Below are 14,182 nucleotides of genomic sequence, written 5' to 3'. Positions count from 1 at the left end.
GCACGGCGGCCTCGCGTTCAATCGTCCAGTGCCGGTACGGTCCCGATCTGGGCGAGGATGCGCGGCGATTCCATGTCGCCGGTTTCCTTGTCCACCAGTACTTCGTAGGCGGCGACGCCGGCGAACTTGGAGGCCATGGAGTTGGCGATGCGTATGGCGCCGAACTCGCTGCTGGCGGCGCGGATTTCACCGGGCGCGACGCCATCGGCGGCGGCGCGGTAGGGAACGACGATGTACTGGACGAGATGGGCAGCTTCTGACACAGGGTTCTCCTGGACGACAGTTTTTTGGGCGAGCGAAATGTATCACGTTGTACTGTGTTTTTGTACAGTATTGTTTGGCGGCGCGCCAACAATTTTCAGGCGGCCTGGGAAAACCCCTAGCGCGCACTCGTTGCCCGATTTTCAGCTGGCCTCTATTATTTTCGAAAATATTCGAACTTTTATAAAAAGAGGCAAGGGATGGAAGCGAACCGCTATGACGCGTACCGCGAGGACACCATAGGCCGCGCCAATGTGGCCGACTCGCCCGAGCTGATCGCCTACTACCAGGAACTGGCCCGCCTGGAGACGGGCGCCCTGTGGACGGTGGCGAACAAGATCGAACCGTGGGCGCCGCGGTCTGCCTCGGTGCCGGTGGTGTGGCGCTACCAGGACCTGCGCGGCCACGTGCTGCGTTCGTCCGAGCTGGTTTCGCCCGAAGAGGCGGGCCGGCGCGTGATCTACCTGAACAACCCGGGCCGGCGCGACGTGGCCGCCGCCGTGGGCTGGCTGTATTCGGGCCTGCAGGTCATGAAGCCGGGCGAACTGGCTTCCGCCCACAAGCATTCGCATTCGGCGCTGCGCTTCATCATGGAAGGGCGGGGCGCCTTCACGGTGGTCGACGGCCACAAGATGACGCTGGGCGCGAACGATTTCGTGCTGACGCCCAACGGCACTTGGCACGAGCATGGCGTGGCCGAAGACGGCACCACCTGCATCTGGCAGGACGGCCTGGACATCCCGCTGGTCAACGCCATGGAAGCCGGCTTCTATGCCGTGCATCCCGACTTGAACCAGACCGTGACCTATCCGGTCGACGACACCAGCGCAGCCTGGGCCAATCCGGCGCTACGGCCCCAGGTGTCCGGTTGGACCAAGCCCTATTCGCCGCTCTTCAAGTACGAATGGGAGCCCACCTACGAGGCGCTGCGCCGCTATGCGCGCACCACTGCGGGCAGCCCCTACGACGGCATCCTGCTCGAATACGTCAACCCGGCCACGGGCGGCCCGGTCATGCCCACCATCGGCGCCAGCATGCAGCTGCTGCGGCCCGGCGAGCACACCAAGGCCCACCGCCATACCGGCAGCTTCATCTACCAGGTGGCCAAGGGCAGCGGCTATTCCATCATCGACGGCAAGCGCTATGACTGGACCGAGCGCGACATCTTCTGCGTGCCCTCGTGGGCCATCCATGAACACGTCAATCTTTCATCGAACGACGACGCCTGCCTGTTCAGCTTCAACGACCTGCCCGTGATGCGCGCGCTGGCGCTTTACCGCGAAGAAGCGGTCAAGGAAAACGACGGCCATCAAGTGCTGATCTAGCGCCGCCCGTTCCCTCCCGAATTTTCATCCGCCGCGCGGGCTTGGCCCGCGCGCTTGACTCAACTCGTCCTGAATCAATGGAGTTCTTATGCGCCTGGTAACTTTTCGCGCTCACCCCACCGCCGCTGCCCGCCTGGGCGCGCTGGCCGAAGGCTATGTGATCGACCTGGCCCTGCTGGGGCGCGCCGGCGGCGTGGACCTGCCTGACGACATGCTGGCTTTCATCGACCTCGGTCCCGTGGCGGTGGCGCAGGCCAGCAAGCTGATGGAGGCCTATCGCGGCAACTGGCCCGTGGGCAGCGCGCTGCCGCAGGAGAACGTCAAGCTGCTGGCGCCGATTCCGCGTCCGCGCAAGAACATCTTCGGCATCGGCCTGAACTACGTGGAGCACGTGGAGGAATCCAGCCGCACGCTGGATACCTCGGCCGACCTGCCCAAGCAGCCGGTGATCTTCTCCAAGCCGCCCACCACGGTCATCGGCCCGGGCGACGCCATCGAGCACAACGCCAAGATCACGCAGCAGCTGGATTGGGAAGTGGAGCTGGCCGTGATCATGGGCCGCCGCGCTTCGCGCGTGGCCGAGGCCGATGCGCTGTCGTACGTGTTCGGCTACAGCGTGATGCTGGACATGAGCGCGCGCGATTGCCGCCGCGCCGGCCAGTGGATCTATTCCAAGGGCATGGACACCTACGCGCCCTTCGGCCCGTGCATCGTGACCGCCGATGAGATCCCGGATCCGCAGGTGCTGGACCTGTGGCTCACGGTCAACGGCGAAAAGAAGCAGGGCTCCAACACGCGCCACATGCTGTTCAAGGTGCCGTTCCTGATCTCGGACATCAGCGCGGGCATCACGCTGGAACCGGGCGACATCATCGCCACCGGTACGCCGGAAGGCGTGGGCGCGGGACGCAAGCCCCAGGAATGGTTGTGGCCGGGCGACGTGGTGGTGGCCTGCGTGGAAGGCATCGGCACGCTGCGCCATCCGGTGGTGGCGGTCTAAAACGCCCGGCCGCCGACGCGGGCGGCGGGCAACGCAGTCTCCAAGGGGAAAAACATGATCAAGAAACAGATACTGGGCGGCGCGTTGTCCGTCGCGCTGGGCGCAGCGGCGTCCATGGGAGCGGCCCATGCCGCGGAACCGGTCAAGATCGGCTTCATCGCCACCTTGTCCACGCCGGCGGGCTACATCGGCGAAGACGAGCGCGATGCGTTCAACCTGGCCATCAAGCAGGGCGGCGGCAAGCTGGGCGGCGTGCCCGTGCAACTGGTGATCGAGGACGACGGCCTGAAGCCCGCCAGCGCCAAGCAGGCGGCCGACCGCCTGCTGCAATCGGGCGTCAAGCTCTATACCGGCGTGAACTTCTCCAACGTGCTGGCGGCGGTCGTGCCCAGCGTGGTGAAGTCGGGCGCGTTCTACGTCAGCCTGAATCCCGGCCCGTCGAACTTCGCGGGCGAAAAGTGCGATCCCAATTACTTCGTGGCGTCCTACCAGAACGACGCCTTCCACACGGCCGGCGGCGTGGCGGCCAACGAACTGGGCTACAAGAAGGTCGTCCTGCTGGCGCCCAACTACCAGGCGGGCCGCGACGCCATCGAAGGCTTCAAGCGCACCTACAAGGGTGAGGTGGTCGCCGAGATCTACACCAAGCTCGACCAGTCGGACTTCTCGGTGGAGCTGGCGCGCCTGCGTTCGCTGGCGCCCGACGCCATCTATCAGTTCCATCCGGGCGGCACGGGCATCAACTTCGTCAAGCAGTACGCGGCGGCCGGGCTGAACAAGAGCATCCCGATGCTGATGCCCAGCTTCTCGATGGATGCGCGCATGATCCAGGCCACGGGCGACGCCTCGGCCGGCGCCTACATCACCGGCATCTGGTCGCAGGACTTCGACAACGCGCAATCCAAGGCCTTCGTGCAGGCGTTCAAGGACGCCTACGGCCGCGTGCCGACGGACTACGCCATGCAGGCCTACGACACGGCGCAGCTGATCGGCGCGGGCCTGAAGGCCACCGGCGGCGACCTGTCCAAGGCCGCGGACTTCCGCGCCGCGCTGCGCAAGCCTGAGTTCACGTCGCTGCGCGGCAAGTTCAGCATGAACACCAATCAGCATCCGATCCAGGATCTGTACCTGATGCGCATCGAGAAAGATAGCGACGGCAGCCTGTCGCCGAAGCTGGTCCGCAAGCTGGTGTCCGATGACAAGGACGCCTACGCGCAACTCTGCAAGATGCCGTCATGACGCTTCTGTTTGAACAGCTGCTCAACGGGCTGCAGTTCGGCGCCATGCTGTTCATGCTGGCGGCCGGACTGACGCTGATCTTCGGCATCATGGGCGTGGTCAACCTGACGCACGGGTCGTTCTACATGGTGGGGGCGTATTGCGCGGCCTACGCCATCGGCACCACCGGCTCGTTCCTGGCGGGCGTACTGGCGGCGTTGCTGGGGGCGGGCCTGTATGGCATTTCCGTCGAAGTGGTGGTGATACGCAAGCTGTACAAGCGGGATCACCTCTACCAGGTGCTGGCCACCTTCGGCCTGCTGCTGTTCTCCAACGAAGCGGTCAGCCTGATCTTCGGCCGGCGTCCGCCGCTGGTGGGCATCCCAAGCTTCCTGGAAGGCGCGGTGACGCTGGCGCCGGGGTTCCAGTATCCGCTGATCCGCCTGTCGTTCATCGCCATAGGCGCGCTGGTGGCGGTGGGCCTGTGGTGGCTGGTCAACCGCACGCGCATCGGCATGCTGATCCGCGCGGGCGCCGACGACCGCGAGATGGTCGACGCGTTGGGCATAGACATCCGCAAGCTCTACACGCTGGTGTTTGGCTTGGGCGCCTTGCTTTGCGGCCTGGCCGGCGTGATGGCCGCGCCGCTGCTGGCGGTCGAAATCGGCATGGGCGAGCGCATCCTGATCACCACCTTCGTGGTCATCGTGATCGGCGGCGTGGGATCGGTGCGTGGCGCGTTGGCCGGCGCGCTGTTGGTGGGCATGGTGGACAGCCTGGGGCGTGCCTTCCTGCCCCAACTGCTGTCGACGATGTTCTCGCCCGCCACCGCGGACCCGCTGGCGGCAGGCATGGCTTCCGCCAGCATCTATGTATTGATGGCGATCGTGCTGATTGCCAAGCCGGGTGGACTGTTCCCGGCGCGAGGATGAAGATGGCATACACACTTACGAACCGCGCCCGCTGGGGCCTGGCGGGTCTGGCGGTGCTGATCCTGCTGCCGGCCGCGGCGCTGGCCTCGGGCTCGCCGTTCCTGATCGGCGTGGTGACGCGCTTTCTGATCTACGGCCTGGCGGCGGTCAGCCTGGACCTGGTGATCGGCTATGGCGCCATGGTCAGTTTCGGCCATGCCATGTTCTTCGGGCTGGGCGGTTATGCGGTCGGCATCATTGCCTTCCATACTTCGGAAGCCGGCCCGATCTTCGGCTGGGCCGGCAGCAACGCCGCGCTGGTGGTGTGGCCGATAGCGCTCATCGTGTGCGCGCTGGCCGGCTGGCTGTTCGGCTATCTGGCGCTGCGCACGCGCGGCGTGCAGTTCATCATGATCACGCTGGCGTTCGGCCAGATGGTGTACTTCGTGCTGGTGTCGCTGCAGTTCTACGGCGGCGATGACGGCCTGATGATTCCGCAGCGCAATGAGCTGCCCGGCATCAATCTGGAAAGCCCCATGGTTTTCTACTATGTGTGTCTGGCGCTGCTGACCCTGTGGACGCTGCTGTGCATCCGCGTGACCAACTCGCGCTTCGGCATGGTGCTGCAGGCGCTGCGCCAGAGCGAGCGGCGCGCCATCAACCTGGGCGTGGCGCCCACGCCGTACCGGCTCAGCGCCTTCGTGCTGTCGGCGGTGGGCACGGGGCTGGCCGGCGTGCTGTGGGCCAACTATGCCGGGCTGGTGACGCCCGACATGGCGGCCTGGACCAAGTCCGGCGAACTCATGGCCATCGTCATCCTGGGCGGCGTGGGCACCTTGCTGGGGCCGATCGCGGGCGCGGCGGTGTTCCTGGGGCTGGAGCAGATGCTGTCGTCCCTGACCGAGCACTGGCTGCTGTACATGGGGCCCATCCTGGTGCTGGTGGTGCTGTGGGGCCAGAAGGGCCTGTTCGGAAAACTGCTGGAGACGCGCCATGCCGACTGACGCAAGCGCGAGCCTGTTGCGCCTGACGCAGCTGCGCAAGGCCTTCGATGCGGTGGTGGCTACCAACGGCGTGGACCTGGACGTGCGCGCCGGCGAGATCCACGCCATCATCGGCCCCAACGGCGCGGGCAAGTCCACCCTGATCGCGCAGATCTGCGGCGAGATCCGGCCGGATTCCGGCACCATCCACCTGGACGGACAGGACGTGACCGGGCTGCGCGCCTTCGAGCGTGCGCGCCTGGGGCTGGGCCGCTCGTTCCAGATCACCGAGCTGTGCCAGGAATACACCGCGCTGGAGAACGTGATCCTGTCGCGCATGCTCAAGGGCGGCCGCGCCTTCCAGGCCTGGTCCAACCCGCGCCATGATGCGGCGTTGAAGACCGAGGCCATGCAGTGGCTGAAGCATGTAGGGCTGGAGGACCGGCGCCACGTGCGTTCGGCGGACCTGGCGCACGGCGAGAAGCGGCAGCTGGAGCTGGCGGTTGCGCTGGCGCGTTCGCCGCGGTTGCTGCTGCTGGACGAACCCATGGCCGGCATGGGGCCCGAGGAATCGGCGCGCATGACGCGGCTCTTGCAAGGCATGAAGGGCGACTACGGCATCCTGCTGGTGGAACACGACATGGACGCGGTCTTCGCGCTGGCCGACCGCATCAGCGTGCTGGTCTATGGCCGCGTGGTGTTCAGCGGTTCGCCCGAGGAGGTGCGCCGCCATCCGGAGGTGCGCGCGGCGTATCTGGGAGAAGAACATGTTGAAGGTTGAAGGGCTGACTGGCGGCTACGGTTCCAGCAAGGTCCTGTTCGGCATGTCGTTCGAGGCCAGCGAAGGCGAGGTGATCTCGCTGATCGGGCGCAACGGCATGGGCAAGACCACCACGATCAAGACCCTGATGGGCATGCTGCCCGCCACCGGCGGCGCGGTGCAGTTCCGCGGCCAGACGCTGGGCCGTTCCGCGCCCAGCAGCGTGGCGCGCCTGGGGGTGGGGCTGGTGCCGGAGGGCCGGCGCGTGTTCGGTTCACTGACGGTGCAGGAAAATCTGGTGGCGACCTCGCGCGCCGCGCCGGGCGGATGGGACCTGGAACGCGTCTACACGCTGTTCCCGCGCTTGAAAGAGCGCCGCGGGCAGTCATCGCGCACGCTATCGGGCGGTGAACAGCAGATGCTGGTGGTGGGGCGCGCGCTCATGACCAACCCCAAGCTCCTGATCCTGGACGAAGCCACCGAGGGGCTGGCGCCGCTGATCCGCCAGGAGATCTGGCGCTGCCTGCGGGCGCTGAAGGCCGAAGGCCAGACCATCCTGGTGATCGACAAAAACCTGCCCGAGATGGCGACGCTGGTCGACCGCCATTACATCGTGGACAAGGGCCGGGTAGCCTGGTCGGGGCGGCCCGCCGAGCTGTCCGCCCAGCCCGAGCTGGCGCAGCGTTACCTGGGTATTTGAGCAGGCCGCGCGGCCCTGGGGCGCGGGTAGAATGGGCCGCGCGCGGATACGCGCCCCGGCTGCAGACATCTGGAGACCATCTTGAAGCCTAGAATCAAAGCTTCCCGCCAGGACGATCCCGGATCGGACGGGAGCGCCGGCGTGGAGGAAATCACGCTGTCCGAGCAGGTCTACCGCCTGCTGCGGCGCGACATCATGCGCGGCGCCTTCGCGCCGGGCCAGTCCTTGCGGCTGGAACTGCTGAAGCAGCGCTACGGCAGCAGCTTCTCTCCCATCCGCGAAGCCCTCAACCGCCTGCGCAGCGAGCGCATGGTCATCAGCACCACATCGCGCGGTTTCAGCATCGCGCCCTTGTCGGTCGAGGAAATGTGGGACGCCTGTGAAACCCGCATACTGATCGATTGCGACGCGCTGCGCCGCTCGCTGGCCAATGCCGACGACGCCTGGGAAACGCGCCTGGTCGGCGCGTACCATGCGCTGACGCTGGCCGCGCAGCGGGCCGAGGCCGCCGCCGAACCTTCGGAAGAACTGGACGAACTGCTGGAGGCGCGCCACCTGGAATTCCACCACGCGCTGATCGGCGCCTGCCGCTCCCATTGGCTGCTGGACCTGTCCACCCAACTCTACGCGCAGACTGAGCGCTACCGCCGCCCGGCGCGCGCCGGTGCGACCGCCTACGGACCGGAGCGCAACGTCGACGACGAACATCGTCAGCTGCTGGACGCCGCCGTTGCGCGTGACGTGGAAGGTTCGGTCGCCATGCTGGCCGCGCACTACCGCAAGACCGCGCAGTTCATCGAACGCATCATTTCCCAGCCCCAATCGCAGCCCACATCGCAGGCCAGGCATGCATAACACCGACATCGATCTCTTCTTTCCCACCATCGCCGAGCGCGAGGTGCAATACAACGCGCGCGAATCGGTGCCGGATTTCGACGCCTGCGTGCGCCGGTATGCCGAGTCCTCGGCGCGGGTGCGCACGCGCCGCCCCGGCGTGCTGGACCTGCGCTACGGCATGGGCCAGGACGAGCGGCTGGACCTGTTCCTGCCCGCCGCCTCGCAGGCGCCGGCGCCGCTGTTCGTGTTCATCCATGGCGGCTATTGGCGCGCGCAGCGCAAGGAAGACGCTCCGGTAATGGCCGAGGCCTTCAACGCCGCGGGCGCCGCGGTGGCTACCCTGGAATACACGTTGGTGCCCGAGGCCACCTTGGGCGAAGTGGTGCGCGAGGTGCGTTCCGCCGTGGCCTGGCTGTATCGCAACGTGGCGGCCTATGGCGTGGATCCCGAGAGGATCTACGTCAGCGGCAGCTCGGCGGGCGGCCATCTGGCCGGCATGCTGGTCGCGCCGGCGTGGCAGGCGCGCTACGGCGTGCCGGACGACGTGATCAAGGGCACGCTGGCGTTGAGCGGGCTGTTCGACCTGCGTCCGCTGTGCGACGTCCTGCCCAACACCTGGCTGCAGCTCACGCCCGAGCAAGCCGCGCATCAAAGCCCGATCTTCCATCTGCCGGAACGCGCGGGCCCGATGCTGCTGGCCGTGGGCGGGTTGGAGACCCAGGGCTTCAAGAACCAGACGGCGGCATACGAAGCAGCCTGGAATGCCGCAGGGCTGGCTTCCACCCGCATCCCGACGCCGCACTGCAACCATTTCGACCTGGTCAATGAGCTGGAAGATCCGGACAGCGATCTGACCCGCGCCACCCTGGCAATGATGGGGCTGGGCGCCAAGTGAAGGGCCGGCCGATGGCGTAAGCTTGACGTCCATGGCCGACCTGAAACTCCTTGAAGATCTGATTGCCCTGGCGCAGACCGGCAGCTTCGTGCGTGCGGCCGAGCTGCGCCACGTCACCCATCCTGCGTTCGGACGGCGCATCCGCGCGCTGGAGGCCTGGGCCGGCGCGCCATTGATCGAACGTCAGCGCCTGCCCGTGGTCCTGACGGCCGAAGGCGAGGCCTTGCTCAAGACTGCGACGCAGGTGGTGGAGCAGATGGCGCAGGTGCGTCATCGCATCCGCAGTTTCGGCGCAGGCGGCGAGGCGGTGCTGCGCATCGCCACCGGCCGCAGCCTGGCCCGGACGCTGGTGGCCGACTGGATTGCGCGCCTGCGCCACCGCACGCCCAAGGTGTTGACCGAGGGCACGCAGGTCGAGCTGTCCACCGGCATGATGCAGGACATGGCGGCCCGGCTGGAGCAGGGCCGGGTGGACCTGTTGTGCTGCTATGAGCATCCGGCTCTGTCCGTGCAGCTGAGTCCAGGACGCTACCGCTACATGACCTTGGGCACCGACAAGCTCGTGCCCGTCAGTCAGGCGGATTCACGCGGCCGGCCCCGTTACGTGCTGCAGGAAGGCGGTCCGTCCGTGCCCTTGATCACCTATGCGGGCGGCCTGGCCATGGAGCGCATCGTGGGAGACCGCCTGGAGGCCACGCCCTACGCCCTGGCGCCATTTCTGCGCAGCGATTCGCTGGACGCGGCGCATGGCGCGGTTGCCAAGGGCCTGGGCGTGGCCTGGCTGCCCTGGTCCATGGTGGCGGCGGATTGCCGCCGCGGCGCGCTGGCCGCCCTGGGCGGCCGCAGCGAGGAAATCTCGTTCGAGGTGCGGCTGTACCGGTCGCGGGCGCGCCTGGCTGACCTGGCCGAAGCGGCCTGGGAAGCCACGGCCAGCCGCAAGGCCTGAAATCCGCTGGTCGCGCGCCAGGCGTGTGCCGAATCCGCACGGCAATGTGTCGATTCGGCACGAAATATCCCTGGTGTACGCCCGAGAATAGCTCCCGAAACATCAAATGAGACGGCGCCGCCGTCCGCCTCAGCACCCCAGGGAGAAAACATGAAATCCGTCCTGCATCCGTTGCGCGGCGCGCTAGCCGCTATCTGTGCCGTCTCTGCGCTGGCCGCGGCGTCTTCCGCCCACGCCGAGTATCCCGAACGCGCCATCTCGCTGGTGGTCGGCTACCCGGCGGGCGGCAGCGTGGACCTGACCGCGCGCCTGTTCGGCGAAGAGCTGGCCAAGCGCCTGGGCCAGAGCGTGGTGGTCGAGAACGTGGGCGGCGCCGGCGGCACCATCGGCGCGCAGCGCGTGGCGCGCGCCGCGCCCGACGGCTACACGCTGCTGCTGGGCTCCACCAATGAAATGGTCATCGCCAGCATGATCAACAATGCGGTCAAGTACGACAGCGTGAAGGACTTTTCGCCGTTGGGCGTGATTGCCTCGCAGCCCATGCTGCTGGCCGCCAGCAAGAATTCGGGCGTGAAGACCGCCGCCGAGTATCTGCAGAAGCTGCGCGCCGCCACGCCCGGCAGCTTCAACTACGGTTCTTCCGGCGTGGGCACGACCCTGCACCTGGCCGGCGAGATGATCAACCAGTCGACCGGCACGCGCGCCGAGCACGTGCCGTATCGCGGCGTGGCGCCGCTGGTGACGGACCTGATGAGCGGCCAGCTGGACTACGGCATGCTGGTGCTGTCCTCGGGCCTGCCGCAAGTGCGCGCCGACAAGATCGTGGCGCTGGGCGTGACCGAGAAGAAGCGTTCGCCAGTGGCGCCGGACCTGCCTGCCTTGGCTGAAACCCCCGGGTTCGAATCCGTGGACATCAGCGTCTGGTTCGCACTCTATGGCCCGGCCGGCCTGCCGGAGCCGGTGGCGGCCAAGCTGCGCAGCGCGCTGGCCGAGACGCTGAAGTCGGAGCAGTTCCGCGCCAAGATGCAGGAAGCCGGCGGCGTGCTGTCGCAACCGGGCCTGGACCCGGCGGCCTATCAGGCCGAGGAAACCAGGAAGTACGGCGCGCTGGTCAAGGCCGCCAAGATCGAAGCCCAGTGATTCGAAACCGGATCATCGCAACACCCTAGCACCGCAGCGGACGACATCCATGGAATTCAAGCTTCCCGTACCCGACCTGAGCGCCGAGCGCGCCGGCAATACCGGCACCCCAGGCGTGTGGCATTTCGATTCAGGCCTGCCGGGGCGCGCGTTGATGCTGTCCGCGCTGGTGCACGGCAACGAGCTGTGCGGCGCCTGGGCCTTGAAGGACCTGCTGGCGGCGGGCCTGCGGCCGCGCCGCGGCAGCCTGACGCTGGCGTTCTGCAATCTCGATGCGTTCGACCGTTTCGACCATGCCAACCACGATGCGTCGCGCTTCGTCGCCGAGGACATGAACCGCGTCTGGAGCGCCGAGCGCCTGGACAACCCCACGACGCCGGACCGCCGGCGCGGCGCCGAACTGCGTCCCTGGGTGGAGCGCGCGGATTGGCTGCTGGACCTGCACTCCATGCATGAACCGGGCGCGCCTTTGCTGCTGACCGGCGTTCTGCCGCGCAACATCGCGCTGGCGCGCAGGCTGAAGGCGCCGCAGCACGTGATCGTGGACGCGGGCCACAAGGACGGCGTGCGCATGCGCGACTTCGGCCAGTTCGGCGATTCGGCCCGCGAAGACGCCTGCGCCTTGCTGATCGAATGCGGTTTCCATGGCGAGCTGGCTGCGCGCGACGTGGCGCGCGACATGGTGGCGCGCATGTTGCTGGAATCGGGCGTGGCGGATGCGGCGGACGTGCCGGCGGGCTGGCTGTTGCCGGACGCCGAAAACCAGCGCGTGCTGGAAGTGACGGACGCGGTGGTTGCGCCGTCCATGGACCTGCGCTTCTCGCAGCCCTGGACGGGCCTGGAGACGTTCGAGCGGGCCGGTTCGACGATAGGCTGGGCCGACGGCCAGCCCATCGTGACGCCGTACGATCAATGCACGCTGGTCATGCCGTCGTTGCGGCAGCTGAAGCCGGGCGTAACGGTGCTGCGGCTGGCACGCGACTACGCGGGATAGAGCGCCGCAGCGCGTCTTACTTCTGAGGCGTAAACCGCAGTTCGTCCAGTTGATAGCCCTGGGCCTTGGCCGCATCCAGGGCCTTGTCCAGTTCTTCCTTGGGCAGCTGCGGCGAGCGCGACAGGATCCACAGGTATTTCCGGTCCGGGGTCCCGACCACCGACCAGCGGTATTCGGGGTCCAGGCCGATGACCCAGTAATCGCCCTTGAACGGCTTGAAGAACGAGACTTCCAGCTTGGCGTTGTTGCTGCCTTCCACCACGTTGGCGGTGCCCGAGGCGGAATCGATGTCGCCATCCTTGGTGCGGCAGCGGTTGTTCACGCCGACCGTGCCGTCGGGATGCGCGGTGTATTCAGCGGTGGTGTCTCCCACGCAGTCGCGCTGGAAGAACATGGGGAAATTCGCGATCTCGTACCACATGCCTGCGTAACGCTTCAGGTCCACCGATTCCACGGTTTGCATGGGCGGCGGTGCGGCATGGACTACCCCCGCCACGCTGGTGGCCAAGGCCAACAGGAATGTTGCGGTGCGGCGCATGGGGAAAACCTCCTGATGTGACAGAGCGGTCCGCGCCGGCCGGCAGGCGGTCGGCGCGGATCAAAACCCTAACGATACGCCTTATTTGCGCGGGGCCTTCAGCGCGGCGTGGTAGCGGGCCACATAGGTATCGAAATCCTCGGTGTCCGATTGCTCCAGGCGCAGCTGTTCCGCCGTGGATTGCGCGGCGGCCTGTTCATAGGCTGCCGCCAGGTCGGCGGGCAAGGCCTGGGCGCGCAGCGCGTCGGCATGCTTGCGGCTGAGGTCCAGCGAATAGTCATGGAACGACAGGCCGCTGTCGGTCAGCGAAGCCAGCAGGCGCGCCGACGGCGTGGAGTCGGGCTGGTCGAGCTTGGCGCGCTGGGCCGCCAGGGCCTCGGCATAGGCGCTGCCGCCCAGGGCGGAGTCGAACAGCGCGGCGTATGGCGCGATCTGGTCCAGCAGTTCGTGGCCCCATTGCGCCAGGCCGATGGGCTGGCCTTCGCGGTCCAGCGTCAGGCCGGGCTTGCGGCCTTCCTTGACGACGGTCGAGAAGTTGTCGGCGCTGCGCTGACAGTAGCCGTTGGCGGGGAAGAAAGGGCTGTCGGACGCGGTGCAGAACAGCAGGAAGGCGTCGACGAAGCGGCTGGTGCTGGCGTCGATGCCGACCGGCGAGTTCGGGTCGATATCCAGGCAGCGTACTTCGACGTACTGCACGCCGCGTTCGGCCAGGGCCGTGATCGGGCGTTCGCAGCGGCCGGTGGCGCGCTTGGGGCGGATGCTCGAGTAGTACTCGTTTTCGATCTGCAGCACGTTGGTGTTGAGCTGGATCCATTCGCCGTCGCGGTGGGTGCCGATCTTCTGGTAGTCGGGCCAGGGCTGGGTAACGGCGTCGTACAAGCGGCCCAGGAACGTGTCCAGGTCGTTGTAGCAGAGCTTGAGCTGCGACTGTGCCTTGTTCTGGTAGCCCAGGTCGCTCATGCGCAGGCTGGTGGCATAGGGCAGGTACAGCGTGCTGTCATCCAGCTTTTTCAGCGGATGTTCGCGCCCGCGCAGGAAGTCGCTGGACAAGGCCGGGGCGGCGCCGAACAGGTACATCAACAGCCAGGAATAGCGCGTGAAATTGCGGATCAGGCCGATGTAGCCGCGCGAACGCCGGTCCTGGACGCTACCGGGCTGCGTGTCCAGCACGGACCACAGGTCTTCGGCCAGCGAGAAGTTGTAGTGCACGCCGGCGATGCATTGCATGGTTTTGCCGTAGCGCACGGCCAGGCCGCGGCGGTACACGTGCTTGAGCATGCCGGTGTTGGACTTGCCGTACCAGGCGATGGGGATGTCCGCTTCGGGCGGCAGCGTGGCGGGCATGGACTGGTTCCAGATCAGTTCATGGTCCAGCACGCTGTAGACGTGGCGATGGGTGTTGGTCAGTTCGGCCAGCAGCGCGTCGACGTCCTTGTGCGTGCCCGTGATGAGTTCGAGCAGGGATTCGGAGTAGTCGGTGGTGACGTGTTCGTTGGTCAGCGCGGATCCCAGGCCGGCGGGGTGCGGCTTGCGGGACAGGACACCTTGTTCGTCCACGCGCAGGCCTTCCTTTTCGATGCCCCGCAGGGTCTGGGTCAGCAGCGATCGGTTGGCCTCCAGGCGGGAGAGGCGGTTGGCGGCAGTATCAGTCACGGGTTCTTCTCGTTTGGGTCT

General features: G+C 66.8%; 15 protein-coding genes. 12 read left to right on the top strand and 3 right to left on the bottom strand.

Going from position 1 to position 14,182, the window contains the following annotated elements; genetic code table 11:
- Positions 1 to 17 precede the first annotated feature (17 nt).
- Positions 18 to 263, bottom strand: a complete 246-nt coding sequence (locus tag ACM1PE_RS26715; RefSeq protein ID WP_054455066.1) for a hypothetical protein — start codon at positions 261 to 263, stop codon at positions 18 to 20.
- Between the two features lie 198 nt (positions 264 to 461).
- On the opposite strand from ACM1PE_RS26715, the gene ACM1PE_RS26710 reads away from it, so the two are divergent.
- The 12 genes from ACM1PE_RS26710 (at position 462) to ACM1PE_RS26655 (ending at position 11,970) form a co-directional block, all read left to right on the top strand.
- Positions 462 to 1,586: a cupin domain-containing protein gene (locus tag ACM1PE_RS26710; RefSeq protein ID WP_059377411.1), complete on the top strand. Its 1,125-nt coding sequence runs from the start codon at positions 462 to 464 to the stop codon at positions 1,584 to 1,586.
- Between the two features lie 88 nt (positions 1,587 to 1,674).
- Entirely contained in the window at positions 1,675 to 2,586 is a 912-nt protein-coding gene (locus tag ACM1PE_RS26705) for a fumarylacetoacetate hydrolase family protein (RefSeq protein ID WP_251878726.1), read from the top strand.
- A gap of 54 nt (positions 2,587 to 2,640) precedes the next feature.
- On the top strand, positions 2,641 to 3,825 hold the full coding sequence (locus tag ACM1PE_RS26700) for an ABC transporter substrate-binding protein (protein ID WP_419341507.1): 1,185 nt from the start codon (positions 2,641 to 2,643) through the stop codon (positions 3,823 to 3,825).
- Positions 3,822 to 4,736, top strand: coding sequence for a branched-chain amino acid ABC transporter permease (locus tag ACM1PE_RS26695; RefSeq protein WP_054455060.1), 915 nt, complete (start codon positions 3,822 to 3,824; stop codon positions 4,734 to 4,736). Before ACM1PE_RS26700 ends, ACM1PE_RS26695 begins: the two co-directional genes overlap by 4 nt.
- Positions 4,733 to 5,719 carry a branched-chain amino acid ABC transporter permease gene (locus ACM1PE_RS26690; RefSeq protein WP_059377416.1) on the top strand — a complete coding sequence of 329 codons (987 nt, stop codon included), beginning with the start codon at positions 4,733 to 4,735 and terminating at the stop codon, positions 5,717 to 5,719. Before ACM1PE_RS26695 ends, ACM1PE_RS26690 begins: the two co-directional genes overlap by 4 nt.
- Complete coding sequence (locus tag ACM1PE_RS26685) at positions 5,709 to 6,479, top strand: ABC transporter ATP-binding protein (RefSeq protein ID WP_118933451.1); 771 nt, start codon at positions 5,709 to 5,711, stop codon at positions 6,477 to 6,479. The genes ACM1PE_RS26690 and ACM1PE_RS26685 overlap by 11 nt, the downstream gene beginning before the upstream one ends.
- Entirely contained in the window at positions 6,466 to 7,158 is a 693-nt protein-coding gene (locus tag ACM1PE_RS26680) for an ABC transporter ATP-binding protein (protein WP_118933469.1), read from the top strand. Before ACM1PE_RS26685 ends, ACM1PE_RS26680 begins: the two co-directional genes overlap by 14 nt.
- An 81-nt stretch (positions 7,159 to 7,239) precedes the next feature.
- Positions 7,240 to 8,013 carry a GntR family transcriptional regulator gene (locus tag ACM1PE_RS26675; RefSeq protein WP_118933452.1) on the top strand — a complete coding sequence of 258 codons (774 nt, stop codon included), beginning with the start codon at positions 7,240 to 7,242 and terminating at the stop codon, positions 8,011 to 8,013.
- A complete protein-coding gene (locus tag ACM1PE_RS26670; RefSeq protein WP_059377423.1) occupies positions 8,006 to 8,890 on the top strand; it encodes an alpha/beta hydrolase in 885 nt (294 codons plus the stop codon). Before ACM1PE_RS26675 ends, ACM1PE_RS26670 begins: the two co-directional genes overlap by 8 nt.
- Before the next feature lie 31 nt (positions 8,891 to 8,921).
- Positions 8,922 to 9,836 carry a LysR family transcriptional regulator gene (locus ACM1PE_RS26665; protein WP_059377426.1) on the top strand — a complete coding sequence of 305 codons (915 nt, stop codon included), beginning with the start codon at positions 8,922 to 8,924 and terminating at the stop codon, positions 9,834 to 9,836.
- 150 nt (positions 9,837 to 9,986) lie between these two features.
- Positions 9,987 to 10,976 (top strand): Bug family tripartite tricarboxylate transporter substrate binding protein, encoded by a 990-nt coding sequence (locus ACM1PE_RS26660; protein WP_419341504.1) that lies wholly within the window; start codon positions 9,987 to 9,989, stop codon positions 10,974 to 10,976.
- Positions 10,977 to 11,025: 49 nt separating this feature from the next.
- A complete protein-coding gene (locus ACM1PE_RS26655) occupies positions 11,026 to 11,970 on the top strand; it encodes a succinylglutamate desuccinylase (protein WP_419341503.1) in 945 nt (314 codons plus the stop codon).
- 16 nt (positions 11,971 to 11,986) lie between these two features.
- On the opposite strand, the gene ACM1PE_RS26650 is transcribed toward ACM1PE_RS26655, so the two are convergent.
- The gene (locus tag ACM1PE_RS26650; RefSeq protein WP_059377434.1) at positions 11,987 to 12,508 is read right to left on the bottom strand and encodes a lipocalin family protein; all 522 of its coding nucleotides are present in this window, start codon (positions 12,506 to 12,508) and stop codon (positions 11,987 to 11,989) included.
- 81 nt (positions 12,509 to 12,589) lie between these two features.
- Positions 12,590 to 14,161, bottom strand: coding sequence for a glutamate--cysteine ligase (gene gshA, locus ACM1PE_RS26645; protein WP_251878732.1), 1,572 nt, complete (start codon positions 14,159 to 14,161; stop codon positions 12,590 to 12,592).
- Positions 14,162 to 14,182: the final 21 nt, after the last annotated feature.

Origin of the sequence: Achromobacter sp. PD1 (genome assembly GCF_048541815.1) — a bacterium.
GTDB lineage: Bacteria > Pseudomonadota > Gammaproteobacteria > Burkholderiales > Burkholderiaceae_B > Achromobacter > Achromobacter bronchisepticus_A.
The sequence above is the reverse complement of the archived record's forward strand: the minus strand, read 5'-3'. Positions and strand labels throughout refer to the sequence as shown.

Bases quoted from the DNA above. Each gene is read 5' to 3' on its own strand.
- ACM1PE_RS26695 (WP_054455060.1), top strand. From the start codon at position 3,822: ATGACGCTTCTGTTTGAACAGCTGCTCAACGGGCTGCAGTTCGGCGCC.
- ACM1PE_RS26705 (WP_251878726.1), top strand. From the start codon at position 1,675: ATGCGCCTGGTAACTTTTCGCGCTCACCCCACCGCCGCTGCCCGCCTG.
- ACM1PE_RS26660 (WP_419341504.1), top strand. From the start codon at position 9,987: ATGAAATCCGTCCTGCATCCGTTGCGCGGCGCGCTAGCCGCTATCTGT.
- ACM1PE_RS26670 (WP_059377423.1), top strand. From the start codon at position 8,006: ATGCATAACACCGACATCGATCTCTTCTTTCCCACCATCGCCGAGCGC.
- ACM1PE_RS26680 (WP_118933469.1), top strand. From the start codon at position 6,466: ATGTTGAAGGTTGAAGGGCTGACTGGCGGCTACGGTTCCAGCAAGGTC.
- ACM1PE_RS26700 (WP_419341507.1), top strand. From the start codon at position 2,641: ATGATCAAGAAACAGATACTGGGCGGCGCGTTGTCCGTCGCGCTGGGC.
- ACM1PE_RS26650 (WP_059377434.1), bottom strand. From the start codon at position 12,508: ATGCGCCGCACCGCAACATTCCTGTTGGCCTTGGCCACCAGCGTGGCG.
- ACM1PE_RS26685 (WP_118933451.1), top strand. From the start codon at position 5,709: ATGCCGACTGACGCAAGCGCGAGCCTGTTGCGCCTGACGCAGCTGCGC.
- ACM1PE_RS26690 (WP_059377416.1), top strand. From the start codon at position 4,733: ATGAAGATGGCATACACACTTACGAACCGCGCCCGCTGGGGCCTGGCG.
- ACM1PE_RS26665 (WP_059377426.1), top strand. From the start codon at position 8,922: ATGGCCGACCTGAAACTCCTTGAAGATCTGATTGCCCTGGCGCAGACC.
- ACM1PE_RS26710 (WP_059377411.1), top strand. From the start codon at position 462: ATGGAAGCGAACCGCTATGACGCGTACCGCGAGGACACCATAGGCCGC.
- ACM1PE_RS26655 (WP_419341503.1), top strand. From the start codon at position 11,026: ATGGAATTCAAGCTTCCCGTACCCGACCTGAGCGCCGAGCGCGCCGGC.